The following is a 26,300-nucleotide window of genomic DNA, read 5'->3' on the forward strand; positions in this document are numbered from 1 at the left end:
GGGCGGCGCCCCCCGGCCTCGCCGTCAGTCCCGCGCCCGCAGAACCTGCGCCGGCCGCGCCGCGAGCGGCCGGAGCGCGAAGAGAAGCCCCGCGGCCAGCGTCGCCAGCGCGCCACCGAAAACGATGGCCACCGCCGAGACCGGCTCGAAACGGAACGCCCCCTCCATCACGAAGACCATCACCGCCCAGCCCGCGCCGGCGCCAAACCCGACGGCCACCAGCCCCGCGGCCGCCCCCATCAGCGCCGAACGGAGCGCGAAGCTCCTCAGCACCAGCCCGCGCGTCGCCCCGAGCGTCTTCAAGACCGCCGCCTCGAAGATCCGCGCCCGCTCGCCCGCCGCCGCTGCGCCAATGAGCACTACGACCCCGGTCAGAAGCGTCACCCCGGCCGCGATCGCGGTCGCCCGGGCGATCGCGGCGAGCGCCTCGGAGACCCGGTCGACCACGTCGCGCACCCGGATCGCGGTGATGTTGGGATAGGCCGAGGCGAGATCGCGCAGGATCGCCGCCTCGGCAGTCGGATCGGCATAGACGGTGGCGATCCAGCTGTGCGGCGCGCCGGCAAGGGCGGCGGGGTTCATAGACATCACGAAGCCGATGCCGCCGGTGCCGAAATCCACCTCGCGGAACGAGGTGATCCCGGCCTCGATGTCGCGGCCGAGGACGTTCACCGTCACCCGGTCGCCGAGCCTCAAGCCCATCTCCGCGGCCTCCTCGCGCGCGAAGCTCATCTGCGGCGGCCCGGCGTAATCCTCCGGCCACCACGCCCCCGCCACCACCTTCGTGCCCTCCGGCGGCACCGCCGCATAGGTCAGACCGCGATCGCCCCGCACCACCCAGTGATCGCCCGCCACCTCGCGCGCGTCACGGCCGTTGATCTCGGTCACCACGCCCCTCAGCATCGGCGCGGCCTCGACCCTCGTCACCGCCCTGTCATCGGCGAGCCGGGCGCGGAAGCCCTCGATCTGGTCGGGCTGGATGTCGACGAAGAAATAGGACGGTGCCACTTCCGGCAGGTCCTCGGCGATGGCGCCCCTGAGATTGGCATCGATCTGGCCGACGGCGGCCAGGACCGAGAGCCCGAGCCCTAGCGACAGAACCACGGCGCGGGCCTCCTCGCGAGGCCCCCCGATGGCCGAGAGCGCGAGCCGCAGCGCCGGCCGCCCGCGCGCGCGCTTGCCCATCCGGCGGGCGATCCGGCTGAGTGCGAAGGCCGCGAGGGCGAGAACGACAAGCGCCGTCGCGACGCCGCCGAGCGTCCAGAGCGCGAGGGTCGGCACGCCGGACAGGGACGTGGCCACGGCCACCAGGAGACCGGCGATGGCCGCGAGCACGAGCCCCAGCCGCCAGCCCGGCCATTGCCGCCGCCCCGGACCGAGATCTCGAAAGAGCGCCGCCGCCTTCACCTCCCGCGTTCGCGCGAGCGGCCAGAGCGCGAAGAGGGCCGCAGCAAGCGCACCGTAGACACCAGCTTCGGCCAGAGGCCGCCAAGCCACGACAATCTCGACCGGGATCGGCAGCCGCGCGGCGATGAGCGGGCCGGCCAGAACCGGCAGCGCCGCGCCAAGGGCGAGCCCCAGGGCGATGCCGATCCCCGCCAGCATGCCAATCTGGACGAGATAGACCGCGAAGATCATGCGGCTTTCCGCGCCGAGCGCCTTTAGCGCCGCCATCGTCTCGACCCGGCCCTCGAGGTAGGAGGTCACCGCCGCGCCGATGCCGACACCGCCGACGGCAAGCCCTGCAAGCCCGACCAGCACCAGGAACGAGCCCATCCGCTCCACGAACCTCTGCATACCCGGCGCGCCGCGCCGCGCGTCGCGCCACCGGAGCCCGGTGTCGCGGAACGCGGCCTCGGCCTCGCGCTTGAGCGCGTCGAGGTCGCTCCCCGCCGGCAGCAGGAGCCGGTAATGGGTGTCGAAGAGACTGCCGGGTTCCAGCAGCCCCGAGCCCGCGAGCGCCTCGCTCCGAACGATGCTGCGCGGCCCGAAGGTAAATCCCGACGTGGCGCCGTCCGGCTCGCGCAGGAGCCGCGCGGCGACGCGGAACTCCTTCAGCCCGAGCCGGAAGCGGTCGCCGACCGCGAGCCCGAGCCGGTCGGCCAGCACCGGGTCGAGAACCGCGCCCGGCACCCCGTCCACATCCGCCAGCGCCTCGGCGGGCGGCATGTCGGGATCGAGCACCAGCCGCCCGGTCAGAGGGTAGGCGTCGTCCACACCCTTGACCTGGGTCAGCGCCCGTTCGGCCGTCTCGCCCTCGCCCGCGACCGCCATGGAGCGGAAATCGACGACCTCCGCCACCCGTTCCGCCCGGCGCTCCATGAAGGCGCGCTCGGCCTCGCTCGCGTAGCGATAGGTGAAGGACATCTCGGCATCGCCGCCCAGGAGCACCGCGCCCTGGTCACGGATCGCCACCTCGATCGCCGACCGCACCGTGCCCACAGCGGCAATGGCGGCGACCCCGAGCATCAGGCACAAGAGGAACACCGTGAACCCGCCGAGCCCGCCGCGCATCTCGCGCCGGGCGATCCGGGCGGCGAGCGCGAGCGTCATTCGGCCACCTTGCGGGCCAGTTCCTCACCGGCGATCCGCCCGTCGAGAAGCCGCACAACCCGGTCGCAGCGCGCCGCAAGCTCAGGCGCGTGGGTGACGAGGATAAGCGTCGCGCCATGCCGGTCGCGCAGGCCGAAGAGAAGCTCCATGATCGCCTCGCCGGTCGCCCCGTCGAGATTGCCGGTGGGCTCGTCGGCGAGGAAGATCGCCGGGCGCGGCGCGGCGGCGCGCGCCAGCGCCACGCGCTGCTGCTCGCCGCCCGAGAGCTGCGCCGGATAATGATCCATCCGCGCGCCGAGACCCATCGCCTCCAGCTCCGCCGCCGCGCGGCCGAAGGCGTCGCGCTTGCCCGCCAACTCCAGCGGGATCGCGACGTTCTCCAGCGCGGTCATCGTCGGAATAAGGTGGAAGGACTGGAACACGATCCCCATATTGCCCCGGCGGAACCGGGCAAGCTGGTCCTCGTCCATCGCCGTCAGGTCCTGGCCCAGAGCCTCGACCCGGCCCGATGTGGCGCGTTCGAGCCCGCCCATCAGCATGAGGAGCGAGGACTTGCCCGACCCGGACGGACCGACCAGACCGAGACTTTCGCCGCGCGCCACCGACAGCGTGACGCCGCGCAGGATCTCCAGCGGTCCGGCATTGCCCTCCAGCACCAGCCGGGCCGCTTCCATCTTCAGGATCGTCTCGCTCATCCGGTCTATCCGCCCGTTCCGCCTTCCAAATCCATATGGGGTCCGGGGGCGCGCTGGCAACCTCGCCCGCGCCACAGCCCTGCTTGCGGCGCTCGTTCCGGCGGGGGCGGCGGCCGAGCCGCTGACCCTGCTCGCCTTCGGCGACAGTCTCACCGCGGGCTACGGCCTGCCGCCCGAAGAGGGGTTCGTGCAGCAGCTGCAGGGCTGGCTCGCCGAGCATGGCGCCGAGATCACGGTCCTGAACGGCGGCGTTTCGGGCGACACGACGGCCGGCGGGCTGGCGCGGATCGACTGGGCGCTGACGCCCGAGGTCGATGCGATGATCGTGACGCTCGGCGGCAACGACCTCCTGCGTGGCCTGCCGCCGGAGGAGGCACGCGCCAATCTCGACGCGATCCTCGACCGCGCGAACGAACGTCGGCTTCCGGTCCTCCTCGTGCCGATGACGGCGCCGGGCAATTACGGGCCCGACTACAAGGCCGCCTTCGACGCGATCTATCCCGATCTCGCCGAGGCGCACGGCGCCCGCCTCGCCCCGCCCTTCCTCGCCCCGATCCTCGCGCAGGAGGATCGCGCCGCCGCGATCGCCGCCTACATCCAGCCCGACGGGCTGCACCCGAACGCCGAGGGCGTGGCGCTCGTGGTCGAGGGGCTCGGGCCGGAGGTGCTGGACATGCTCGACAGCGCAGAGTGAGGCACCCGGCGCGCCTCACGGGCCGAGCTGCGGCCCCGGCGCGTCGGGATTGATGAACTCCGCGTCGATCCGGATCGCGACCTCGTCGCCCACGCCGAGCGTGGTGCCGGGCGCGGGAAGGCCGAAGGTGATTCCGAAATCCGACCGGAAGATCGTGCCGCGCGCCGAGAACCCGACCCGCGCCCCGCCGGGATCCTGCGGATGACCGGCATAGCCGCCGTTGAAGGTCACGCTGAGCGTGATCCGGCGGGCGACGCCGTGGAGCGTCAGGTCTCCCGTCACCGCCGCCCGCTCGGGCGCGACGAGCCGCACCGAGCGGCTCTCGAAGGTGATCTCGGGGTAACGCGCGGCGTCGAGGAAGTTCGGTCCTGCCAGAATGGAGTCGAAATCGACCTCGGGATCGGGGTGGAGGGTCCGCACCGAACCCGGATCGACGCGCGCCTTCAGTTCCATCGCCTCGGGATCGGCCGGGTCGAAGGCCAGCGTGGCCTCGAGTCCGGTCAGAAAGAGTGTGTAATTCGAGAAGCCGAGATGGCTCACCGCGACGCTGAGACGCGCGTGGGCCGGATCGAGGCGGTACTCCCCCGCGGGCGCGAGCGTGGCGACCGGCACGATAGCCGGACGATCCTCGGCGGCGGCGCCCGCACCGGCTAGGAGGGCGGCGATCAGGAGGGCGCGGGAACGCGCGAACGGCGGCAAATGTGGTCTCCCTCGGCATGGGCTCCGGGGGCCACGCTCCACCGGCCTCGGGCGGCTGTCAACGCGCGCGTCCGGACCGCGCTCCGGATCGGCGCCACCCCGCGCGGCGCGAGTTAGTTTCCGCTGGCCAATGCCGCGACCATGCCAGAGAGTGGCGCCCGAAATCCGGAGGCTCCCCGCATGACCCTTATCGAGCGGCTCGTCGAAATCGTCGGTCCCGCGAACGTCCTGACCGGCGCCGACATGGCCCCGTACCGCGACGACTGGACCGGCCGGTACCGGTCCGAACCGCGCGCCGTCCTGCGCCCGGCCACGACCGCGGAGGTCGCCGCGATCCTGCGCCTCGCCAGCGCCGAGGCTTTTGCCGTCGTCCCCGCCGGCGGGCGCACCGGCCTCACGGGCGGCACCGAGGCCGAAGGCGCGCTCATGCTGTCGCTCGAACGGATGAACCGGATCCGCGCGATCCGCCCCGAGGCGCGGACCGCCGTCGTCGAGGCCGGTGTCATCCTGTCGAGCCTCCACGACGCGGCCGCGGCGCTGGACCTCTACTTTCCGCTCTGGTTCGGCGCGCGCGGGTCGGCGACGATCGGCGGGGCGCTCTCGACCAATGCGGGCGGGTCCAACGTGCTGCGCTACGGCTCCACCCGCGCGCTCTGCCTCGGGCTCGAGGTGGTTCTGGCCGACGGGCGGGTGATGGATCTCATGTCAGAGCTTCACAAGGACAACTCCGGTTACGACCTGAAGGGCCTATTCATCGGCGCGGAAGGCACGCTCGGCGTCATCACCGCGGCGGTGATGAAGCTCGTTCCCGCCCCGCGCGCCCATGCGACGGCGATGCTCGCCGCGCCCTCGCTGGCCGCGGCGCTGGCGCTCCTCAACCGGCTGCAGCGGGCGACCGGCGGCCTCGTCGAGGCTTTCGAGTTCATGCCGCGCGACTACATGGAGCAGCTCCGCGACCGGCGTCCCGATCTCGGCCAGCCCTTCGCGGAGATCCATGACGTGACTATCCTCGTCGAGCTTGGCGCGACCGCGCCCCGCGACACCGACCCCGGCGCGGACGGCAGCGTTCCCCTGACCGGCCTCCTCGAGGAGACGCTCGGCGCCATGCTCGAGGAGGGGCTGGTTCTCGACGCCGTCATCGCCACGTCCGAGGCCCAGCGCGCGGCGATCTGGGCCCGGCGCGAGGCAGCGGCCGAGATCGCGACCGGGGTCGGCCACGCCGTCGATCTCGACGTGGCGCTGCCGCTCGACCGGGTAGAGACCTTCCTCGCGCGGCTGAAGGACGGGCTTCACACCCTCGCCCCCGGCGCCGTGACAAACACGGTCGGCCACCTCGGCGACGGCAACATCCACCTCGCGATCTTCCCCGGCCGCGAGGACTCGGCACTCGACGACAGGATCACCGAGGCGGTGGAGGACATCGTCGCCGACCTCGGCGGCTCCTTCTCCGCAGAGCACGGCATCGGCCTGTCGAAGCTCGGCTCGATGCGGCGGCGCAAGGATCCCGTGGCGCTCGACATGATGCGGGCGGTGAAGGCGGCCTTCGATCCCAAGGGCATCCTCAATCCGGGAAAGACCGTGCCCGAACCCCAGACCTGACCGCAGCCCCGATCCGCCGCTTACGACGGCTCGGCTTCACGATCTGCGGTCGGAGGGCGGCACCGCGGCCAAAGTCACCTCAGCGCCAGTCGAAGAATCCCGCGGGCGCATGCGCGAGTAGATCGCGCGCGAGGTCCGCCCCGGCCTCGGCCCCGTCCCTGACCCCGCAGCGCCGCTCGCCGCGGATCACCTCGGAGCCGTCCGGCCTCAGGATCTCGCCCCTGAGCAATAGCCCCGCGCCGTTATGGATCGCGAGCCCGGCGATCGGCGTCTCGCAGGAGCCGTCGAGCGTGGCGAGATAGGCGCGCTCGGCGGCCAGCCGCTCGCCTGTCGCGCGGTCGTGGATCGCCGCGAGCAGCTCCGCGGCGCGGGTGTCGGCCAGGCGCCGTTCGATCCCGATGGCGCCCTGCGCGACGGCCGGCAGCATCTCGTCGACCGAGATCGCCCCCCGCGCGACCCCGGTCATGCCGAGCCGGTTCAGCCCCGCCATTGCGAGGAAGGTCGCCGAAGCCACCCCGTCCTCGAGCTTCCTTAGCCTTGTCTGCACATTGCCGCGGAACTCGACGATCCTCAGGTCCGGCCGCCGGTTGGCAAGCTGGGCGCGCCGGCGCAGCGAGGAGGAGCCGACGACCGCGCCCTCGGGCAGATCCGCGAGGCTCCCGGCCGACGGCGACACGAAGGCATCGCGCACGTCCTCGCGCGGCAGGTAGCAGTCGAGCGTCAGCCCGCGGGGCTGGGCGACCGGCATGTCCTTCATCGAATGGACCGCGATGTCGATCTCGCCCGACAGGAGCGCCTCTTCGATCTCCTTGGTGAAGAGCCCCTTGCCGCCGATCTCCTTCAAGGGACGGTCGAGCACCTTGTCGCCGGTGGTCTTGATGATCACGATCTCGCAGGCGTCATCGGGCAGCCCGTGCGCGGCCATCAGGCGCGTACGGGTCTCGAAAGCCTGCGCCAGCGCCAGCGGCGAGCCGCGGGTGCCGATCTTCAGCGGTCGGTTTGCGTCGGGCATGTCCATGAGCCCGGCATAACCGCGACAGAATGCCCTTGCAATGGGCCGCGCCGGCGCATCCGCTTGACATCCCGTCGCAGGGCGGGATGAAAGAGGCCGAGAGGTGAGAGATGACCAAGACGATCCTGCGCGCCCTAGCCGGCGAAACCCTGCCCGTACCGCCGGTCTGGATGATGCGCCAGGCGGGCCGTTACCTGCCGGAATACCGCGAAACTCGCGCGAAGGCCGGTGATTTCCTGTCGCTCTGCTATAACCCCGACCTCGCCGCCGAGGTCACGCTGCAGCCGCTTCGCCGCTACGGCTTCGACGCCGCGATCCTCTTCGCGGACATCCTCCTGCTGCCGCAGGCGCTCGGTGCCGATCTCTGGTTCGAAACCGGCGAAGGGCCGCGATTGTCCACGATCACGGGACAAGCCGACCTCGCCCGGCTGAAGGACCGCGACGCGATCCACGAGACGCTGGCACCCGTCTACGAGACGGTGCGGATCCTCTCCCGCGAACTCCCGAAGGAGGTCACGCTGATCGGTTTCGCCGGCGCGCCCTGGACCGTGGCGACCTACATGATCGCCGGGCGCGGCACGCCCGACCAGGGTCCGGCCCATGCGCTGAAGGCCGCCGACCGTGCGACCTTCGCCGCGCTCATCGACCTTCTGACCGAGGCGACGATCGACTACCTCTCGGCCCAGGTCGAGGCCGGAGCCGAGGTCATCAAGCTTTTCGACAGCTGGGCCGGCTCGCTCAAGGGCCGGGACTTCGACGATTTCGCCGTGACGCCCGCCGCGCGGATCATCGCCGCGCTCAAGGCGCGCCATCCCGGCCTGCCGGTCATCGCCTTCCCGCGCGAGGCGCGCGGGCGCTATGTCGGCTTCGCAAAGGCGACCGGCGCCGATTGCGTGGCACTAGACAATTCGGTCGCGGCCGACTGGGCGGCCGAGAACGTGCAGAGGGACGGCTGCGTGCAGGGCAATCTCGACCCCTCGCTCCTCGTCACCGGCGGCGAGGCGCTGGTGACCGAGACGCGGCGCATCGTGAAGGCCTTCTCGAACGGCCCCCACATCTTCAACCTCGGCCACGGCATCACGCCCGACGCCGATCCCGAGAATGTCCACCGGATGCTCACGGCGATCCGCGGCTGAGGATCAGCTTTCGATCCGGGCGCGGTGCCGGGCGTTGAACGCCGCGAGCTCCGCCGCCGATCCGGGACGGCCGGTGAAGGTCAGAAGATAGGTCGGGATGCGCCGAAGCCGCGTCTCGAGCGTCTCGGCGGTGCCGAGCGCGAGGTAGCCCACCTGCGTCAGGTAGACCGTGTTGGCGCGGATATCGGCCTCCTCGGCGCTGTAGCCGTGGCGCTGGAACATCGCCCGGATCGCCGCGAGGCGCGTGTCGTCCGCCGCCTCGAATGACAGCCCGAGGTCGTAATCGGTGCGCGCCCAGTTCCGCATCGCGACATCGAGCGCGGCATCGAACAACTCCGGCGTCACCCAGCAGTCGAAGAGGTTCAGAACCGCCTCGTTGATCGTCGCCGTCGCGATCTCGGTCTGGCGCACGAGGTTGCCGGTGTTCTTCTCCTGCCACCGCTTCACCAGCGCCGCCAGAAGCGCCTCGCGGTCGCTGAAATGCCAGTAGAAACTCGTGCGCGACAGCCTGAGGCGCCGGGCGAGCGGCAGGATCTTCACCGCCTCCACCCCGCCTTCGATCAGGAGCTGATAGGCGGCCTCGATCCAGCCCGCCTCGGTTCCGCGCCAGCCGCGCCCAAGCGATTCCATGTCTTCCATGCCGCTTCATAACCAGATCGCGGCAGCGCGGGTCGAAAAAAATCGACACATGTGTCGGTTTTTGCCCTCCATCGCCGGCAAATCCGTCGTAGAACCGATTCCGCAACCGCCCGGACACGACCCGGGCGCCTTCGGACAGGAACCCGCCATGGCCTCGAACGACCCCCTCCTCCAGCCCTATCAGCTCAAGCACCTGACGATCCGGAACCGGATCATGACGACGAGCCACGAGCCAGCCTATCCCGAGGCCGGGATGCCCAAGGACCGCTACCGCGCCTACCACGTCGAACGCGCGAAGGCCGGGATCGGCATGACCATGACCGCAGGCTCCGCCGCCGTGTCGAAAGACAGTCCGCCGGTCTTCAACAACATCCTCGCCTACAAGGACGAGGTCGTGGGCTGGATGAAGAAGCTCACCGACGAATGCCACGACCACGGCGCGGCGGTGATGATCCAGCTCACCCATCTCGGCCGCCGCACGCACTGGAACAAGGGCGACTGGCTGCCCGCCGTCACCCCCTCGCACCAGCGCGAACCGGCCCACCGCGCCTTCCCCAAGAAGATCGAGGACTGGGATATCGCCCGCATCATCCGCGACTATGCCGACGCCGCCGAGCGCATGGCGGAAGCCGGCCTCGACGGGATCGAGCTCGAATGCTTCGGCCACCTGATGGACCAGTTCATGTCCTCGCTCACGAACGAGCTTGAGGCGCCCTACGGCGGCAGCCTTGAAAACCGCGCCCGCTTCGCGCTCGACGTCGTCGCGGCGATCCGCGAGCGGGTCGGTCCGAAACTGCTGATCGGCCTGCGCTACACCGCCGACGAGCAGGAGAACGGCGGCATCACCGAGGAAGAGGGCGTGGCCATCGGCCACCTCTTCAAGGCCTCGGGCAATGTCGATTTCCTCAACATCGTGCGCGGCCGCATCCATACCGATCCGGCGATGACCGACATGATCCCGGTCCAGGGCATGAAATCGGCGCCGCATCTCGACTTCGCCGGCCGCATCCGGGCCGAGGTCGGGCTGCCCACCTTCCACGCCGCGCGAATTCCCGATGTCGCCACCGCGCGCCATGCGGTCGCCGCCGGCAAGCTCGACATGGTCGGCATGACCCGGGCGCACATGGCCGATCCGCATATCGTGAAGAAAATTCTCGAGGGCCGCGAGGACGATATCCGCCCCTGCGTCGGCGCGACCTACTGCCTCGACCGGATCTACCAGGCGGGCGACGCGCTGTGCATGCACAACGCCGCGACGGGCCGCGAACTGACGATGCCGCACACGATCCCGACGGCGGCGGAGAAGAAGAAGGTGGTGATCGTCGGCGCCGGCCCCGCCGGGCTCGAAGCCGCCCGTGTCGCCGCCGAGCGCGGCCATAGCGTCACCGTTTTCGAGGCCGCCTCGAAACCGGGCGGGCAGATCCGGCTCACAGCCCAGAACCCGCGCCGCAAGGAGATGATCGGCATCATCGACTGGCGCATGGCGCAATGCGCCGCCCGCGACGTCGAGTTCCGCTTCGACACCTGGGCCGAAGCCGCCGACATCACCGCGCTCAATCCCGATGTGGTCGTGATCGCCACCGGCGGCCTGCCGCAGACCGATGTCCTGGAGGCCGGCAACGATCTCGTGGTCTCCTCCTGGGACATCATCTCGGGCGATGTGAAGCCGGGTTCGAACGTCCTCGTCTATGACGATGCGGGCGACCACTCCGGGCTTCAGGCCGCCGAGGTTGCCGCGAAGGCCGGCGCAAAGGTCGAGATCATGACGCCGGACCGCAGCTTCGCCCCGGACGTTATGGCGATGAACCTCGTGCCCTACATGCGCTCGCTTCAGGACAGGGACGTGACCTTCACCGTGACCTTCCGCCTGACCTCGGTCGCGAAGGACGGCAACCAGCTCAAGGCGGTGATCGGGTCGGACTACATGCCGCTCGCCAAGGAGAGACACTTCGACCAGATCGTGGTGAACCATGGCACGCTGCCGATGGACGAGCTCTATTTCGAGCTGAAGCCCCTGTCGGTGAACCTCGGCGAGGTCGACTACGACGCGCTCATCGTCGGCAAGCCGCAGACGGTGAACGGCGGCCCGAAGGGCGGCTTCCGGCTCTTCCGGATCGGCGACGCGGTCGCCGCCCGCAACACCCATGCGGCGATCTACGACGGCCTGCGCTTCCTGAAGGACGTCTGACGCCCTTCCCCTTTTCGCCTCGTGCGGTATTGTGACGTCTCGGGACCGGTCCGCACCTTCGGGTGACGGACCGGTCCACGCGCCGCAACGACGGTCGGGAGGAAAGGGAATATGCGATATCTGGCTGCGACAACCGCCGCCGAGGCCGCTGCCGCTTTGGCGGCGGAAACCGGTCTCACGCGGGTCCTGGCGGGCGGGACGGACGTGCTCGTCCAGCTCCGCTCGGGGCTCGTCGAACCCGACCTCGTCGTCGACATCAAGAAGATCCCCGGGATCCGCGAGATCACGGCGGAGGCCGGCGGTTTCCGCATCGGCGCCGCGGTCTCGGGCGCCGAGATCGGTGAGCATACGGCGCTCTGCGCCCTCTGGCCCGGCGTGACCGAGGGCCTGCAGCTCATCGGCTCGACCCAGGTGCAGGGCCGCTGCACCATGGCCGGCAATCTCTGCAACGGCTCGCCGGCGGGCGACGCGGTGCCCTCGCTCATCGCGGCGAATGCGGTCGCGCGGATCGCCGGGCCTCAGGGCGAGCGCGACTGCCCGGTCGCCGAGATCCCCTCCGGCCCCGGCAAGACCACGCTGAAGAAGGGCGAGATCATCACCTCGATCTTCCTGCCGGCCCGGCCCGAGCGCGCCTCCGACGCCTACCTGCGCTTCATCCCGCGCACCGAGATGGATATCGCCGTCGCCTCCGCCGCCGTCTCGCTGGAGCTGGACGCGGGCGGCACCGTGAAGGCCGCGCGCATCGCCCTTGGCGCGGTGGCGCCGACCGTGGTCGCGGCCGACGCGGCGGCCGCACTCCTCGTCGGCACCAGGCTCGATGACGAAACCCTCGCCAAGATGGCACGGGCCTGCGAGGCGGTCTGCAAGCCGATCGACGACAAGCGCGGCACCGTCGCCTTCCGCACGAAGACCGCCGGCACGCTCGCCAAGCGCGCCGCGCTCATCGCTTACGCCCGCGCCGGAGGTTCCAGATGACGAAGATCCATGTCTCCACCACGATCAACGGCGACGCCCACGAGTTCCTCTGCGCGCCGGACGAGACGCTCCTCGACGTGCTGAGGAACCGGCTCAGCCTCACCGGCGCCAAGGAAGGCTGCGGCACCGGCGATTGCGGCGCCTGTTCGGTGACCGTCAACGGCCGCCTCGTCTGCTCCTGCCTCGTCCTCGGCGCCGAGGCCGAGGGGGCCGAGATCGCGACCATCGAGGGCATGGCCGACGGCGACGACCTGCATCCCCTGCAGCGCCATTTCATCGACGGCGCGGCGCTGCAATGCGGGGTGTGCACGCCCGGCATCCTCGTCGCCGCCAAGGCGCTTCTCGAGAAGAACCCGGACCCGACGGACGAGGAACTGCGCTACTGGCTTGCCGGTAACCTCTGCCGCTGCACCGGCTACGACAAGATCATCCGCGCCGTCCAGGCGGCCGCGGCCGAGATGAGGGGGGCCTGAGATGTCCTTGGACGAATACCGCAAGCGCGAGTTCACGCAGGTCGGCACGAGGGTCCGCCGCCCCGACGGGGTCGACAAGGTCACCGGCCGCGCGATGTACGGGGCCGACGCCACCGCGCCCGGCATGCTCTGGGGCCGCATCCTGCGCTCGCCCCATGCACATGCCCGGATCCGCTCGATCGACGCCTCGGCGGCGCTCGCGCTGAAAGGCGTGAAGGCCGTGGTCACGGCCGCGGACTTCGCCGTGCCGGAAGACGACTTCACCCGCGACGTGCAGGACAACTGCATGGCGCGCGGCCGCGCGCTCTATGACGGCCATGCCGTCGCTGCGGTCGCCGCCGTGGATCAGGCGACCGCGCGGGCGGCGCTTAAGCTCATCAAGGTGGATTACGAGATCCTGCCGCATGTCACCGATGTCGACGCGGCGATGCAGCCCGGCGCGCCGGTGGTGCAGGAAGGCCGGGTGCAGGAGAACGTGCCAAAGGGCTTCTCCGACAACGTGACCGCGCATTTCGAGTTCGGCCACGGAGACCTCGACGCGGGCTTCGCCAAGGCCGACAAGATCGTCGAGCGGTCGTTCAAGACCGCCGCCACCCATCAGGGCTACATCGAGCCCCATGCCTGCCTCGCCTCGGTCACCTCGGACGGCAAAGCCGACCTCTGGTGCTGCACACAGGGCCATTTCTACGTCCGCACGCTCTGCGCCGAGATCCTCGGGATGGAGGCGAGCCAGCTCCGCGTCACCGCCTCCGAGATCGGCGGCGGATTCGGCGGCAAGACCACGGTCTTCATCGAGCCCGTCGCGCTGATGCTCTCGAAGAAGGCCGGGCGGCCGGTCAAGCTCGTGATGAGCCGTGACGAGGTCTTTCGGGCGACCGGGCCGACGGTGTCCTCGTCCTCCGACGTCAAGATCGGCATGACGAAGGACGGCCGGATCACGGCAGCGCAAGCGACCCTGCGCTATCAGGGCGGCGCCTTCCCCTGCGGCACGACCGAGTTCGGCACCCAGGCGGCCTTCGCGGCCTATGACCTCGACGCCGTGCGCACCTATGGCTGGTCGGTGATGACCAACCGCCCGAAAGAAGCCGCCTACCGCGCGCCGGGCGCGCCGGTCGCGATCTACGCGGTCGAAAGCGTCGTCGACGAACTCTGCCAGCATTTCGGCCTCGACCCGCTCGATGTGCGCCTGAAGAACGCCGCGCGGAAGGGCACGAAATCCTCCTACGGGCCGACCTTCCCCGATATCGGGCTTGTCGCGACGCTGGAAGCCGCCAAGGCGCACCCGCACTACAAGGCGCCGCTCGGCCCGAACCAGGGCCGCGGCCTCTCCTGCGGCTTCTGGTTCAACTTCGGCGGCAATACCTGCGTGAGCCTCAACGTGAACACCGACGGCACCGTCGGCATCACCGAAGGCAACCCCGACATCGGCGGATCGCGCGCCTCGATCAGCCTGATGGCTGCCGAGGAACTGGGCATTCCCTATGACAACATCCGCACCATCGTCGCCGACACCTCGTCCTTGGGCTACAACGACGTGACCGACGGCAGCCGCGTGACCTTCGCGGTGGGCCTCGCCACGATCAAGGCCGCGCGCGACGCGGTCAGGAAGATGTGCGCCCGCGCGGCGAAGATCTGGGGGATCGACGAGGAAGCCGTCCAGTGGAAGGACGGCGCGGCAGTACCCGCCGGCCCCAATGCCGGGAAGTTCCCGCCGATGACGCTGGCCGAGATCGCCGCCGTCTCCGCCGAGACCGGCGGCCCCATCGCCGGCCATTACGAGGTCAACGCCGATGGCGCCGGGGTGTCGTTCGGGGTTCACCTCTGCGATGTCGAGGTGGACCGCGAGACCGGCGCCACCAAGGTGCTGCGCTACACGGTCTTCCAGGATGCCGGCAAGGCGGTGCATCCCGACTATGTCGAGGGCCAGATGCAGGGCGGCGCGGTGCAGGGCATCGGCTGGGCGCTGAACGAGGAGTATATCTATGGGCCGGACGGGCGGCTTCAGAACCCGACCTTCCTCGACTACCGGGTGCCCGTGGCCTCGGACCTGCCGATGATCGAGACGGTGATCCTCGAAATCCCGAACCCCGGCCATCCCTACGGCGTGCGCGGCGTCGGCGAGACCGGCATCGTCCCGCCGCTCGCGGCGCTGTCGAACGCGGTCTCGCACGCGATCGGGTTGCGCATGAGCGAACTGCCGATGTCGCCACCGCGCATCCTCAAGGCGCTCGGGGGCTCCTGATGGTCAAGGTCCTGCTCTGGGGCTCGCTCCGGCAGGCAACCGGCGGGCTCGCCGAGGTCGAGGTCGAGGCGGCGAATTTCAAGCAGCTCCTCGACCGGCTCGCGGCCGAATATCCCGGCCTCAAACCCCAGATCGCGCGCGGCATCTCGCTGTCGCTCGACGGCGTGATCTACCGCGAGGCCTGGTTCACCGAGATCGGACCGGACAGCGAGGTTGTGCTCATGCCCTACATGACCGGCGGATGATGCGGCACCGGCATTGCAGCGAATCGAATCCGCGACGGGTTGACGCAATCACGTCGCTTCTTGGAACCATTCCGTCGCAATACGAACAAACTTTACCCATGCCGCAAGGGAAACACGGTTCCAGACACCGGACTGAAACAACATGTTGAAAATGGGGATCGGTTCCGATTTAGTCACGACACGGGTAAAGAAGACACCAATACACCAACGGGGAGCCCGACATTGACCAGCGCCAAAGCAAGCGGTTCGCCCGCATTTGTTTCGTTTGAGCACGTACAGAAAAGCTATGACGGCGAGACGCTCGTCGTCAAAGACCTGAACCTCTCGGTCGGAAAGGGTGAATTCCTGACGATGCTCGGGCCGTCGGGGTCCGGCAAGACCACCTGCCTGATGATGCTCGCCGGGTTCGAGACCGCGACCCACGGCGAGATCAAGCTCGGCGGCCGTCCGATCAACAACATCCCGCCGCACAAGCGCGGCATCGGGATGGTGTTCCAGAACTACGCCCTCTTCCCGCACATGACCGTGGCCGAGAACCTCTCGTTCCCGCTCGAAGTGCGCGGCATGGGCAAGTCCGAGCGCGAGACGAAGGTCAAGCGCGCGCTCGACATGGTGCAGATGGGCGCTTTCGGCGGCCGCCGCCCGGCACAGCTCTCGGGCGGCCAGCAGCAGCGGATCGCGCTGGCCCGCGCGCTGGTGTTCGAACCCGAACTGGTCCTAATGGACGAACCGCTCGGCGCGCTCGACAAGCAGCTGCGCGAGCACATGCAGTTCGAGATCACCCGCCTCGCGCATGAGCTTGGCATCACCACGGTCTACGTCACCCATGACCAGACCGAGGCGCTGACGATGTCCGACAACATCGCGGTCTTCGACGACGGCCGGATCCAGCAGCTCGCCCCGCCCGCGGTGCTCTACGAAGAGCCGGAAAACAGCTTCGTCGCCCAGTTCATCGGCGAGAACAACACGCTGCTCGGCACCGTGAAGGAGATCAAGGGCGACGTCGCGCTGATCCAGCTCGACGACGGCGAACTGATCGACGCGAAGCCCGTCAACGTCTCCAAGCCGGGCGAGCGCACCCGCGTCTCGATCCGGCCCGAGCGGGTCGAGTTCAACAAGGCCCGGCTCCAGCCCGGCGCCCACACGCTCAAGGCCGAAGTACTCGAATTCATCTACATGGGCGACATCTTCCGCACCCGGCTCAAGGTCGCGGGCAACGAAGAATTCATCGTCAAGACCCGCAACGCGCCAGACCAGGTGCGGCTCGAGCCGGGCAGCCAGATCGAGATCGGCTGGTTGCCGACCGATTGCCGGGCGCTCGACGCCTGAACTTCCGGGCGCGGGGCGCATGCCGCCGCGCCCGCAATCAGTTTGGCCTGACAGCTTGTCCCGGAGCGGGGGCCAGATCAACCATTCGGGAGCATATAGGGAGTATGCAATGAACGTGACGAAGACCCTTCTGGCGACGACCGCGCTGACCTTCGTGGCCGGCGCAGCGTCTGCCCTCGACCTGACGCTGGTGTCCTGGGGCGGTGCCTACCAGACCTCGCAGCTCAAGGCCTACGCCGAGCCCTACATGGCCGAGAATCCGGACGTGAACATCATCTGGGACGAAAGCTCGGCCGAGGCCGTGGCCAAGCTCCGCGCGATGAACGAAGCCGGCAACATCACCTGGGACCTGGTGGACGTGACCGTCTCCGACTCGATCCGTCTCTGCGACGAGGGCCTCGCCCGCGAGATCGACTTCGACACCGAACTCGCCGCTGCGCCGGACGGCACCTCGGCCACCGACGACTTCGGCGCCACGCTGAACAACGACTGCTTCGTCCCGCAGATCGTTTATTCGACCACCTTCGGCTACCGCACCGACCTCGTCGGCGACACGGCGCCGACCTCGGTCTGCGATGTCTTCGACCTCGAGAAGTTCCCGGGCAAGCGCTCGCTGCAGAAGCGTCCGATCGACAACATGGAATGGGCGCTCTACTGCGACGGCGTCGCCAAGGAAGAGATCTACAACGTCCTCGGCACCGATGAAGGCCAGGCCCAGGCCTTCGCCAAGCTCGACACGATCAAGGACAGCGTCGTGTGGTGGACCGCCGGCGCCGAGACGCCGCAGCTCCTCGCCGACGGCGAAGTCGTGATGGGCTCGACCTTCAACGGCCGTCTCTTCTCGGCGATCGCCGAGCAGAACCAGCCGATCGCGATGCTGTGGGACATGCAGTCCTATGACCTCGACGGCTGGATCGTCCCGGCGGGCCTGTCCGAAGAGAAGGAAGCCGCCGTCATGGACTTCCTGAAGTTCGCGACCGACACCCAGCGTCTGGCCGACCAGGCCAAGTACATCTCCTACGGCCCGGCCCGCGCCTCTTCGGCGCCGCTCGTCGGCCAGCACGCCGATCTCGGCATCGACATGGCGCCGCACATGCCGACCGACCCGGCCAACGCGACCAACGTCCACGTCTACGACTACGGCTGGTGGGCTGACAACCGCGACGACCTGGACGCCAAGTTCCAGGCCTGGCTGGCGCAATAATCGCCGAACGCCTTCGGAAGGGGCCTCCGGGCCCCTTCCACCCCATTCGTTTGTGACTTTGAAGAACCAGAAGCTCTGACGGGGGAGACATGAGCGACACAACCCAGACCGGCCCGATGCGGGCCGCAGACGGCACGCCGCTGAAGACGAGCCTCGCCCGCGCGCTCCGGCGCCAGAAGCTTCGGGCGCTGATGCTGATCGCGCCGCTTCTCATCTTCGTGCTGGTGACCTTCATCGCGCCGATTGCGGACATGCTGTTCCGCTCGGTCGAGAACCAGATCGTCGCCGAGACGCTGCCCAACACGGTGCGCGCCCTGAAGGACTGGGATCCGAAATCCGGCGCCTCGCCGGACGAGCCGGTCTTCGCCGCCCTCGGGGTGGACTTCCAGGTCGCGGCCGAACAGAAGATCCATACCAAGCTCGGCTCGCGACTGAACTACGAAGATCCGGGCATCTCCTCGCTCTTCCGCAAGACCGGTCGCGGCGCGGACGACATCGGCAAGGAGTTCATGGACCGCTTCACCGACGCCGACAAGGCGTGGAAGGACGGCGAGACCTGGGCCGCGCTCATGGGCTCGGACGCCTGGCTCGAGAAACAGGCAGAATGGGCCGCCGCCAAGGAAGACGGCGGGCGCGAGCCGCGCTTCGCCCCGCGCAGCGAGGCGGCCGACGCGCTGCCGCTGACCGCGGAGGCCTACCGGATCTTCGCCCGCGACACCCAGAACACCGGCCGCAAGGGCGTGCCAGACACCAAGCCGTGGCCCGCCCTCTTCACCGCGCTGGCGCAGGACCTCGCCACGGCCTCGCCCGAGGCGCTCGCCGCCGTGGGCGGCCCGAGCGCGGGGCTTCTCGCCCCCGCCGCCACGGCCGTCGCCAGCTTCGAGCCCTTCTCCTACAAGGAGACCTTCGTCGGCATCGACAAGGACTGGGACAAGGTCAGCAACTGGGAGACGATCCGCCTTTACAGCGGCAACTACACGCCGGGCTACTTCCTGAACGCGGTCGACCTCGAAAAGGGCGTCGACGGGGTCCAGACCCGGCCCGAGCAGCAGCGCATCTACCTCAAGCTGTTCTGGCGTACGATGTGGATGTCGATGCTCATCACCTTCTGCTGCCTCCTGCTCGGCTATCCGGTGGCCTGGCTTCTCGCCAACCTGCGCGCCTCGACGGCGAACGTGCTGATGATCCTCGTCCTCCTGCCGTTCTGGACTTCGCTTCTGGTGCGGACCTCGGCCTGGAAGGTGCTGCTGCAACAGCAGGGCGTGATCAACGACATCCTCGTCTGGCTCGGCCTCGTCGATGACGCGAACCGGCTGGTGATGATCAACAACCAGTTCGGCACGATCGTCGCGATGACGCACATCCTGCTGCCGTTCATGATCCTGCCGCTCTACTCGGTGATGCGGACCATTCCGCCCTCGTACCTACGCGCGGCCAAGTCGCTCGGCGCGACCAACTGGACGGCGTTCTGGCGGGTCTACTTCCCGCAGTCAGTGCCGGGCATCGGCGCGGGCGCGATCCTGTGCTTCATCCTCGCCATCGGCTACTACATCACGCCGGAACTGGTGGGCGGCACCCAGGGCGTCTTCATCTCGAACCGGATCGCCTTCCACATCTCGTCCTCGCTGAACTGGGGACTTGCCGCGGCGCTCGGCTCGATCCTGCTCGGAGCGGTGCTGCTGCTCTACTACGTCTACGACAAGATCGTCGGCATCGATAACGTGAAGCTGGGGTAACCGACATGAGCAGCCTTCATTCCGAAATCCCGACCCCGAGCCTCACCGGCTTCACCCTGCCCCTGATGGCGGCCGCCGGCCTCGGCTTCGGCTACATCGTCGGCACCGCCCACGGCCAGCCGCTGATCGGCGCCCTGGCCGGCGCAGTGCTCTCCGCCGCGCTCGGCTATGTGCTCGCGAGCTTCGTGCCGGACCGCCGCACCGGGCGGCTCGGCACCGCCGCCGTGGCCGGCATCGCCGGCTTCGCGATGGCCGGCACCTCCGGCCTCGTCGCCGGGGCGATCATCGGCCTCGTCCTGAGCTGGTTCGCCTACTGGCTCTCGACCGGCGACTACCGCCGCTCGGTCCCGTCCTACGCGACCGCCGGCGACGTCCTTTGGAGCAACAGCTTCAAGTTCATCTGCGGGCTGATCTTCTTCTTCCTGATCGCGCCGATCGTCGTCGTGCTGCCGCTGAGCTTCAACGCCCAGGACTTCTTCACCTTCACGCCGAAGATGCTGGCCTTCGACCCCGAGGGTTATTCGCTGAAGCACTACCGCGACTTCTTCAGCAATCCGGACTGGACGCGGCCCTTGAAGAACTCCTTCATCATCGCGCCCCTCGCGACGATCATCTCGGTCTCGCTCGGCACGCTCGCCGCGATCGGCCTCAGCCAGAGCCACGTGCCCGGCCGCCGCGCGATCATGGCGGTCCTGATCTCGCCGATGATCGTGCCCCTGATCATCTCGGCCACCGGAATGTTCTTCTTCTACTCCAAGCTCGGCAACTGGATGGAAGGCAATCTCGGCATGTCGAAGGACTTCATCGGCTACGTCAAGGTGATCCTCGCCCATTCGGTCCTCGGCATTCCCTTCGTCATCATCACCGTCACCGCGACCCTCGTCGGCTTCGACCGGTCGCTCACGCGGGCGGCGGCGAACATGGGCGCCGGGCCGGTCCGCACCTTCTTCAAGGTGCAGATGCCGCTCATCCTGCCGGGCGTGATCTCGGGCGGTCTCTTCGCCTTCATCACCTCCTTCGACGAGGTCGTCGTCGTCCTCTTCGTCGGCTCGGCGGCACAGAAAACGCTGCCCTGGCAGATGTTCATCGGGCTTCGCGAGCAGATCTCGCCGACGATCCTCGCGGTGGCGACGGTGCTCGTCACCTTCTCGGTCCTCCTACTGGCCACGCTCGAGCTCCTGCGCAGACGCTCGGAACGCCTGCGCGGCATGAGCCCGACCTGAGGCGGTCGGAACCGAAAGGAAAGGCCGGCCTTCGGGCCGGCCTTTTCGTTTGACCGGACAGTGGCCGCGTTCCGAGCGGAAGGGCACAAACCGCTTTGGCGGGCCGGTCCGCGAGCGTGGCCATCCGGGGGGCCGATATTGCCGCCGCATGTGTGCTAGACTGGACCACACGACGGGATGCGCGTTCTGGGAGGATGGCAAGGCTTCAAATACAGTTGCTGGGCACGCTCAAGGTGGGGATCGGCGGCAAGGATCCGCTGCCCCTGCCCCGCAAGGTGCGCGCCCTTGTCGCCTGGCTTGCGCTCCAACAGGGCACGCCAGTGGGGCGCGAAGCGGCCAGCGGCCTGCTCTGGGGCGACAGCGCCCAGAAACAGGCGAACGCATCCCTGAGTCAGGCGATTTACGCCTTGCGCAAGGCACTCGGAGACCATGCGGACGTTATTTCGGTTAACCCAGAGACGATCTGCCTCTCGACCGCCGATATCGAGGTCGACGCGCCGGAGTTTTCCCGGCGCGCCCGAAGCAGCGACCACGACGACCTCCTGGCGGCGCGGGAGCTCTATGCGGGCCCGTTTCTGGACGGCTTTCCGGCGCCGACGCCGGCGTTCGGGGACTGGCAGCTTGCCGAGGAGCGGCGCCTGCGTCTGGAAGCCATCGACGCGCTGACCCGGCTTCTGGCGCTGCAAACGGCGCAGGGCCACGAGGAGGAGATCGTCGCGACCGCCCACAGGCTGCAGGAGCTCGATCCCTACAGCGAGACGGCTGCGCGCAGCCTCATGTCCCACCACGCGGCCGCCGGTCAGATTGGACCCGCCAGCGACGAATACGAGCGGTTGCGCGAAAGCCTTGCTGACGAGCTTGGGACCGAACCGGAGGCGGAGACGACCGGGCTTTACCAGCGCATCCTCGAGCAACGCTCCGCGCCGCGGACGCCGTCCAGCAAGCCAACGCCCGAACGACCCGCTCCGGGCCCGAGACCCGCTCTCTGGATCCGCGCCGCCGGCGCCGCACTTGTGGCCCTGCTCGCGGCGGGGGCCTACATCGTGCAGACTCGCCCGGAGTTCCAACCGGTCGATGCCGCGACCATGGCCTATCCGCTTCCCGACAAGCCCTCCATCGCCGTTCTCGCCTTCGACGACCTGAGCGCGGGCGCGGATCAGGGCTATCTCAGCGACGCGATCAGCGAGGGTATCATCCATCACCTCTCGCGCTTTCCCGAGCTCTTCGTGATCGCCCGCAACTCCAGCTTCCACTATCGCGGAACCGCCACCGATGTGCGCCGGATCTCGCGCGACCTGGGCGTGCGCTACATTCTGGAGGGCAGCCAGCAGAAGGACGGCGACCGGCTGCGCATCACCGCCCAGCTCATCGACGCGCTGGAGGGCAGTCACGTCTGGGCGGAACGCTATGACGGTGACATTCTCGACCTCTTTGCCGTGCAGGACGAGATCACGAATACTGTCGCGGCAACCGTCGTCACCAAGCTCAAGATACGCACCGGAGAGGAGGCCAAACGCGCGGACCCCGCCACGCTGAACGCCTATCAGTTGCAACTGGAGGCGCGTCAGTACTTCCATGAGTTCACGCGCGAGGGAACCGAGAAGGCGCGGCAGGCGAACCTTGCCGCCCTGCGGGCCGATCCCACCTTTTCCCTGGCCTATGTCGGGCTGACCTATGTCCATCTCAACGGCTACCGCTGGGGGTGGTCGGACCTCAGCCGCGACGAGGCGCTTAAGGCGGCGCGGGATACGGCGCGGAAGGCGCTCGATCTCGCCCCCAACGATTACGCCTCCCATGAAGCGATGGCCTATGTGCACGTTCAGGCCGGAGAGCTTGACGCCGCGATCGCCCGCTACGAGACCGCGCTTGAGCTCAATCCGAACGCGACGATGGTCATGGCCTCCCTGTCGGAGCCGCTCGGATATGCCGGGCGGACCGAAGAGGCCGAGGATCTGGTACTCAGGGCGAGCCGCCTCGATCCGTTTCACCCGGACTGGTACGAATGGAATCTCGGCTGGATCCGCTGGCTGCGCGGCGACTGCGACGGCGCCCTGCGGGCGATGAACGAAATATCAAGAATGCCGCCGCTCGCCCGCCGCGATCTCGCGATAATTCATGTCTGCCGCGGCGACCTCGACGCCGCGCGGCACGAGATCGGCAGCCTGCTCGACACCTATCCCGACTATTCGATCGAGGCGGTGTGGCTCAATTTCCGCGGCAAGTACCGCGATCCGGCGGACGAGCGACGATATCTGGACGACTTGCGCAAGGCCGGATTGCCGGAGCGGGCCGCAACGCAGCAACCGGAGCGATCGGCCGAGTAGTACCGGCGCGGCCGCCTCCCCGCACACCGCCCGTCACGAAAATCTGTCAGGAAAGCCGGTTTCAGGCGTTCTTTGAGAGCGGCTTGACCGCGCACTGACGCCGGTTTGAGACCGGCGCGCCATCTTCCCCCGGTTCCCTACGACGGAGGAAGACCCATGCGATTCCCGTATCTTGCGGCGCTCGTCGTCACGGCGGCGCTTGTCGCGGCGGCGCTGCCCGCTCAGTCCGAAATCACCGTTGTCGGTGCCAGGACCCACACCGAACTTGCCGCCATCGAGAAGGCGGCTCCCGTCCTCGAAGCCTGGATCGACCACTTCGGGACCTATCCCCGCGCCGAGGGGCCGCCACCGCGCATCGTCATGGTCCCGGCGGGCAAGATGGCGGCGATCAGCGCCGAGACCGCGCATCACGGCCCCGCGACCCGCGGCGCCTATGATGCCGAAACCGCCACGATCTACCTGCAGCGCCCGTGGTTCGCGGACAAGGTCTACGACCGCAGCATCCTGCTGCACGAACTCGTCCACCATCGCCAGGCCCACGCGCGCCACTGGTACTGCGATCAGGCGATGGAGTGGGATGCCTACAAGCTTCAGGAGACATTCCTTGATCAGGCGGGCCTCGAAAGCGGGATCTTCTGGCTCGCCATCGCTTTGGAATCCAGTTGCGCGGTGCGCGACCACCATCCGGACTGAAACCGCTCCGGGCACGGTTCGGCGCGAAGCCTCAGCCGAGGATCGTCAGCCAGACCGACACCGTGAGGATCGACAAGGCCGTAGCAACCAGCACCGCCGTCGCCGCGACGCGCTTGGCCACGCCGTACATGTTGGCGAAGATGTAGGAGTTGATCCCCGGCGCCATCGCCGCCGTCAGCACCGCCGACCGGAACGGCGCAGGCTCGAGCCCGAAGGCCGAGCCGAGGCTCCAGGTGATCGCCGGATGAAGGCCGAGCGCCACCGCGCAGATGAAGAGAACCGTCAGGAGGTCCCCCTCCGGCCGGTAGCGCACCAGGACGCCGCCAAGCCCGAAGAGCGCCGCCGGAAGGGCCGCCCGCACCATCAGGTCCACCGCCTCGGTGAAGACGCCGGGCAGCTGGGTTCCCGTGAGATTGACCGCGAACCCGAGCGCGATGCCGATCACCAGCGCGTTGCGGAACATCGCCGTCAGCACGGCCTTTATCATCGTGAAGATGCCGCGCCCGCCGTGGCGCACGATCTCCATCGTGGTGATGCCGAGCGCATAGCAGAACGGCGAATGCACCGCGATGATCGCGTAGTTGGCGGCGAGCGCCCCGGCGCCATAGGCACGCTCGGTGATCGGCAGGCCCAGGAGAACCGAGTTCGAGAAGAGGCAGCAGAAACCGATGGCGATGCTGTCCGGCCAGGGCCGGTTGAAGATCATCCGCGCACCGAGGATGCCTGCCACGAACCCCGCCGTCGCGCCCGCGTAGAACGAAAGAAGCAGCGGCCATTCGAAGGTCTGGCCAAGGTCGAGTGTCGAGATCGCTCGAAAGAGCAGGCAGGGGATCGCGAAGTTCTGGGTGAACTTCATCAGCCCGTCGACACCGGCATCGCTGAAGGCCCGGAACCGCACCGCGAGATAGCCGAAGCCGATCACCAGGAAGACCGGCAGCGTGACCTCCAGCAGCGCCTGGATCGGCAGCCCCGGCAAGAGGCTCAGACCTCGACTTCCAGCACCATCCCGTCATAGGCGGCGCTGACATGGTCCGGGGTCTCGGCCTCGACCGTGGCATGGTCGATATCGACATGCATGTTGGTGAGGATCCCGCGCCGCGGCTTTGCCCGCGCGATCCATTCCAGCGTCAGCGCCAGATGGGCATGGGTCGGATGCGGCTTGCGGCGGAGCGCATCGACGATCCAGACGTCGAGATCCTTCAGGTGGCTTTCCCAGACCGGTTCGGGGATCTTCAGCACGTCCGGCAGATAGGCGAGCCCGCCGATCCGGAAACCGAGCGCGTCGATATCGCCGTGATCGACCTCGAACGGGTCAAGCTCGATCACCCCGCCCGCGCCCTCGATCCGGACCGGTCCCCGGATCGTGTGGAGATCGCAGATCGGCGGGTAGGAGGACCCCTCGGGCTGCACGAAGGCATAGGCGAAGCGCGCCAAAAGCTCGTACTGCGTCGGCCCGTCGGCCCAGACCGGCACCCGGCGATGGGTCAGGAACACGATCTGGCGCAGGTCGTCGAGCCCGTTGACATGATCGGAATGCGAATGCGTGTATACGACCGCGTCGAGCGCATCGATCCCGGTGCGCAGGAGCTGCTCTCGCATGTCGGGCGAGGTGTCGATCAGGACCCGCGTCGTGCCGCCGTCCCCGATCCGCTCGACGAGCAGCGAGCAGCGGCTGCGGCGGTTCTTCGGGTTGGCCGGATCGCAGTCGCCCCAGTTGTTGCCGATCCGCGGCACCCCGCCCGAGGAACCGCAGCCGAGGATGGTGAAGCGCATCACCGCCATGTCACGCCACCTTCGCGGCTGCCGCCGCCTTGGAGAAGAGCCGCTCGAAATTCGCCTCGGTCCGCGCCGCGAACTCGGCATGAGAGAGGCCATAGACCTCCGCCCCCACCTTCGCGGTATGGGCGACATAGGCCGGCTCGTTGCGCCGGCCCCGATGCGGCGGCGGCGCGAGATAGGGGGCGTCGGTCTCGACGAGGATCCGGTCCACGGGCGCGGCGGCGAAGATGTCGCGCAGCTCCCCGCTTTTCGGGAAGGCGGCGATGCCGGACATCGAGAGGTAGAAGCCGAGATCGAGCGCGGCCCGCGCCAGTTCCGGCCCCGAGGAATAGCAGTGCATCACGCAGGCATAGGCCCCCGCCCGGTGCTCTTCGGCCAGGATTCGCGCCATGTCCTCGTCCGCCGCGCGGGCATGGATGATGAGCGGCAGCCCGGTCTCGCGCGCCGCCGCGATATGGATGCGGAGTGACTGCCGCTGCACCTCGGCGCTCTCGGCGGTGTAGTGGTAATCGAGCCCGGTCTCGCCGATGCCGACGAACTTCGGGTGCCGCGCCAGCGCCACCAGTTCCTCGACCGTCGCCATCGGCTCATCGGCGGCACTCATCGGATGGGTGCCCGCGGCGTAGAAGACCCCCTCGTGCGCCTCGGCGATGGCGCGGACGGCGGGCTCGTTTCTCAGCCGCGTGCAGATCGTCACCATGCGGTGGACCCCCGCCGCGCGGGCGCGGGCGACGATCTCGGGGAGTTCCTCCCCGAAATCCGGGAAGTCGAGATGGCAATGGCTGTCGGTAAGGCGCGGACTATCGGTCATGGCCTGCCATTAGCGCGTTTCGCCGCAGAAGAAAATCGCAATACCGCGCCC

Annotated in this window: 22 protein-coding genes; 14 read left to right on the forward strand and 8 right to left on the reverse strand. The window is 68.6% G+C overall.

The features are described from left to right. Positions 1-24 precede the first annotated feature (24 nt). Both R5H32_RS03295 and R5H32_RS03300 read right to left on the reverse strand, forming a co-directional pair. A complete protein-coding gene (locus R5H32_RS03295; RefSeq protein ID WP_318337251.1) occupies positions 25-2,553 on the reverse strand; it encodes an ABC transporter permease in 2,529 nt (842 codons plus the stop codon). After that, a complete protein-coding gene (locus R5H32_RS03300) occupies positions 2,550-3,248 on the reverse strand; it encodes an ABC transporter ATP-binding protein (protein WP_263333684.1) in 699 nt (232 codons plus the stop codon). The genes R5H32_RS03295 and R5H32_RS03300 overlap by 4 nt, the downstream gene beginning before the upstream one ends. 79 nt (positions 3,249-3,327) lie before the next feature. Here R5H32_RS03300 and R5H32_RS03305 point away from each other — a divergent pair, with 79 nt between their 5' ends. After that, positions 3,328-3,942 carry an arylesterase gene (locus R5H32_RS03305; RefSeq protein WP_318337339.1) on the forward strand — a complete coding sequence of 205 codons (615 nt, stop codon included), beginning with the start codon at positions 3,328-3,330 and terminating at the stop codon, positions 3,940-3,942. Between the two features lie 15 nt (positions 3,943-3,957). Here the strand turns inward: R5H32_RS03305 and R5H32_RS03310 are convergent, their stop codons facing one another. Further along, a complete protein-coding gene (locus R5H32_RS03310; protein WP_318337252.1) occupies positions 3,958-4,641 on the reverse strand; it encodes a YceI family protein in 684 nt (227 codons plus the stop codon). A gap of 180 nt (positions 4,642-4,821) precedes the next feature. Between R5H32_RS03310 and R5H32_RS03315 the strand changes: the two genes are divergently transcribed. Further along, entirely contained in the window at positions 4,822-6,240 is a 1,419-nt protein-coding gene (locus R5H32_RS03315; protein WP_318337253.1) for an FAD-binding oxidoreductase, read from the forward strand. Positions 6,241-6,319: 79 nt separating this feature from the next. On the opposite strand, the gene hemC is transcribed toward R5H32_RS03315, so the two are convergent. Further along, the gene (gene hemC, locus R5H32_RS03320) at positions 6,320-7,252 is read right to left on the reverse strand and encodes a hydroxymethylbilane synthase (RefSeq protein ID WP_412098987.1); all 933 of its coding nucleotides are present in this window, start codon (positions 7,250-7,252) and stop codon (positions 6,320-6,322) included. Between the two features lie 110 nt (positions 7,253-7,362). Here hemC and hemE point away from each other — a divergent pair, with 110 nt between their 5' ends. Continuing rightward, positions 7,363-8,388 (forward strand): uroporphyrinogen decarboxylase, encoded by a 1,026-nt coding sequence (gene hemE / locus R5H32_RS03325; RefSeq protein WP_318337255.1) that lies wholly within the window; start codon positions 7,363-7,365, stop codon positions 8,386-8,388. A gap of 3 nt (positions 8,389-8,391) precedes the next feature. Here hemE and R5H32_RS03330 read toward each other — a convergent pair whose 3' ends face one another. Continuing rightward, on the reverse strand, positions 8,392-9,018 hold the full coding sequence (locus R5H32_RS03330) for a TetR/AcrR family transcriptional regulator (RefSeq protein WP_318337256.1): 627 nt from the start codon (positions 9,016-9,018) through the stop codon (positions 8,392-8,394). Positions 9,019-9,175: 157 nt separating this feature from the next. Here R5H32_RS03330 and R5H32_RS03335 point away from each other — a divergent pair, with 157 nt between their 5' ends. From R5H32_RS03335 to R5H32_RS03385, 11 genes are all read left to right on the forward strand, one after another. Continuing rightward, positions 9,176-11,215 (forward strand): NADH:flavin oxidoreductase, encoded by a 2,040-nt coding sequence (locus tag R5H32_RS03335; RefSeq protein WP_318337257.1) that lies wholly within the window; start codon positions 9,176-9,178, stop codon positions 11,213-11,215. Positions 11,216-11,326: 111 nt separating this feature from the next. Next, positions 11,327-12,190 (forward strand): xanthine dehydrogenase family protein subunit M, encoded by an 864-nt coding sequence (locus R5H32_RS03340; protein ID WP_318337258.1) that lies wholly within the window; start codon positions 11,327-11,329, stop codon positions 12,188-12,190. Further along, positions 12,187-12,663, forward strand: coding sequence for a (2Fe-2S)-binding protein (locus R5H32_RS03345; protein WP_318337259.1), 477 nt, complete (start codon positions 12,187-12,189; stop codon positions 12,661-12,663). The genes R5H32_RS03340 and R5H32_RS03345 overlap by 4 nt, the downstream gene beginning before the upstream one ends. Before the next feature lies 1 nt (position 12,664). After that, positions 12,665-14,905 (forward strand): xanthine dehydrogenase family protein molybdopterin-binding subunit, encoded by a 2,241-nt coding sequence (locus R5H32_RS03350; RefSeq protein WP_318337260.1) that lies wholly within the window; start codon positions 12,665-12,667, stop codon positions 14,903-14,905. Continuing rightward, positions 14,905-15,150: a MoaD/ThiS family protein gene (locus R5H32_RS03355; protein WP_318337261.1), complete on the forward strand. Its 246-nt coding sequence runs from the start codon at positions 14,905-14,907 to the stop codon at positions 15,148-15,150. The genes R5H32_RS03350 and R5H32_RS03355 overlap by 1 nt, the downstream gene beginning before the upstream one ends. 222 nt (positions 15,151-15,372) lie before the next feature. After that, positions 15,373-16,479: an ABC transporter ATP-binding protein gene (locus R5H32_RS03360; RefSeq protein WP_318337262.1), complete on the forward strand. Its 1,107-nt coding sequence runs from the start codon at positions 15,373-15,375 to the stop codon at positions 16,477-16,479. Between the two features lie 109 nt (positions 16,480-16,588). Then, positions 16,589-17,683 carry an extracellular solute-binding protein gene (locus R5H32_RS03365; RefSeq protein WP_318337263.1) on the forward strand — a complete coding sequence of 365 codons (1,095 nt, stop codon included), beginning with the start codon at positions 16,589-16,591 and terminating at the stop codon, positions 17,681-17,683. A gap of 89 nt (positions 17,684-17,772) precedes the next feature. Next, positions 17,773-19,419, forward strand: coding sequence for an ABC transporter permease (locus R5H32_RS03370; protein WP_318337264.1), 1,647 nt, complete (start codon positions 17,773-17,775; stop codon positions 19,417-19,419). Between the two features lie 5 nt (positions 19,420-19,424). Continuing rightward, positions 19,425-20,642 (forward strand): ABC transporter permease, encoded by a 1,218-nt coding sequence (locus R5H32_RS03375; protein WP_318337265.1) that lies wholly within the window; start codon positions 19,425-19,427, stop codon positions 20,640-20,642. A 194-nt stretch (positions 20,643-20,836) separates the two neighbouring features. Then, complete coding sequence (locus tag R5H32_RS03380; RefSeq protein ID WP_318337266.1) at positions 20,837-22,966, forward strand: BTAD domain-containing putative transcriptional regulator; 2,130 nt, start codon at positions 20,837-20,839, stop codon at positions 22,964-22,966. A 156-nt stretch (positions 22,967-23,122) separates the two neighbouring features. Beyond that, positions 23,123-23,659, forward strand: a complete 537-nt coding sequence (locus R5H32_RS03385) for a DUF6647 family protein (RefSeq protein ID WP_318337267.1) — start codon at positions 23,123-23,125, stop codon at positions 23,657-23,659. A 31-nt stretch (positions 23,660-23,690) separates the two neighbouring features. Here the strand turns inward: R5H32_RS03385 and R5H32_RS03390 are convergent, their stop codons facing one another. From R5H32_RS03390 to R5H32_RS03400, 3 genes are read right to left on the reverse strand one after another with little or no spacing between them, the layout of a single operon-like run. Continuing rightward, complete coding sequence (locus R5H32_RS03390) at positions 23,691-24,620, reverse strand: AEC family transporter (RefSeq protein WP_318337340.1); 930 nt, start codon at positions 24,618-24,620, stop codon at positions 23,691-23,693. A gap of 20 nt (positions 24,621-24,640) precedes the next feature. Then, the gene (locus R5H32_RS03395) at positions 24,641-25,441 is read right to left on the reverse strand and encodes an MBL fold metallo-hydrolase (protein WP_318337268.1); all 801 of its coding nucleotides are present in this window, start codon (positions 25,439-25,441) and stop codon (positions 24,641-24,643) included. Position 25,442: 1 nt separating this feature from the next. After that, entirely contained in the window at positions 25,443-26,249 is an 807-nt protein-coding gene (locus R5H32_RS03400; RefSeq protein WP_318337269.1) for a TatD family hydrolase, read from the reverse strand. Positions 26,250-26,300: the final 51 nt, after the last annotated feature.

It is taken from the genome of Defluviimonas sp. D31, from assembly GCF_033436765.1.
Lineage (GTDB): Bacteria > Pseudomonadota > Alphaproteobacteria > Rhodobacterales > Rhodobacteraceae > Albidovulum.

Bases quoted from the DNA above. Each gene is read 5' to 3' on its own strand.
- R5H32_RS03295 (WP_318337251.1), bottom strand. From the start codon at position 2,553: ATGACGCTCGCGCTCGCCGCCCGGATCGCCCGGCGCGAGATGCGCGGC.
- R5H32_RS03300 (WP_263333684.1), bottom strand. From the start codon at position 3,248: ATGAGCGAGACGATCCTGAAGATGGAAGCGGCCCGGCTGGTGCTGGAG.
- R5H32_RS03315 (WP_318337253.1), top strand. From the start codon at position 4,822: ATGACCCTTATCGAGCGGCTCGTCGAAATCGTCGGTCCCGCGAACGTC.
- hemC (WP_412098987.1), bottom strand. From the start codon at position 7,252: ATGCCCGACGCAAACCGACCGCTGAAGATCGGCACCCGCGGCTCGCCG.
- hemE (WP_318337255.1), top strand. From the start codon at position 7,363: ATGACCAAGACGATCCTGCGCGCCCTAGCCGGCGAAACCCTGCCCGTA.
- R5H32_RS03330 (WP_318337256.1), bottom strand. From the start codon at position 9,018: ATGGAATCGCTTGGGCGCGGCTGGCGCGGAACCGAGGCGGGCTGGATC.
- R5H32_RS03335 (WP_318337257.1), top strand. From the start codon at position 9,176: ATGGCCTCGAACGACCCCCTCCTCCAGCCCTATCAGCTCAAGCACCTG.
- R5H32_RS03340 (WP_318337258.1), top strand. From the start codon at position 11,327: ATGCGATATCTGGCTGCGACAACCGCCGCCGAGGCCGCTGCCGCTTTG.
- R5H32_RS03345 (WP_318337259.1), top strand. From the start codon at position 12,187: ATGACGAAGATCCATGTCTCCACCACGATCAACGGCGACGCCCACGAG.
- R5H32_RS03350 (WP_318337260.1), top strand. From the start codon at position 12,665: ATGTCCTTGGACGAATACCGCAAGCGCGAGTTCACGCAGGTCGGCACG.
- R5H32_RS03355 (WP_318337261.1), top strand. From the start codon at position 14,905: ATGGTCAAGGTCCTGCTCTGGGGCTCGCTCCGGCAGGCAACCGGCGGG.
- R5H32_RS03365 (WP_318337263.1), top strand. From the start codon at position 16,589: ATGAACGTGACGAAGACCCTTCTGGCGACGACCGCGCTGACCTTCGTG.
- R5H32_RS03370 (WP_318337264.1), top strand. From the start codon at position 17,773: ATGAGCGACACAACCCAGACCGGCCCGATGCGGGCCGCAGACGGCACG.
- R5H32_RS03375 (WP_318337265.1), top strand. From the start codon at position 19,425: ATGAGCAGCCTTCATTCCGAAATCCCGACCCCGAGCCTCACCGGCTTC.
- R5H32_RS03380 (WP_318337266.1), top strand. From the start codon at position 20,837: ATGGCAAGGCTTCAAATACAGTTGCTGGGCACGCTCAAGGTGGGGATC.
- R5H32_RS03385 (WP_318337267.1), top strand. From the start codon at position 23,123: ATGCGATTCCCGTATCTTGCGGCGCTCGTCGTCACGGCGGCGCTTGTC.
- R5H32_RS03395 (WP_318337268.1), bottom strand. From the start codon at position 25,441: ATGGCGGTGATGCGCTTCACCATCCTCGGCTGCGGTTCCTCGGGCGGG.
- R5H32_RS03400 (WP_318337269.1), bottom strand. From the start codon at position 26,249: ATGACCGATAGTCCGCGCCTTACCGACAGCCATTGCCATCTCGACTTC.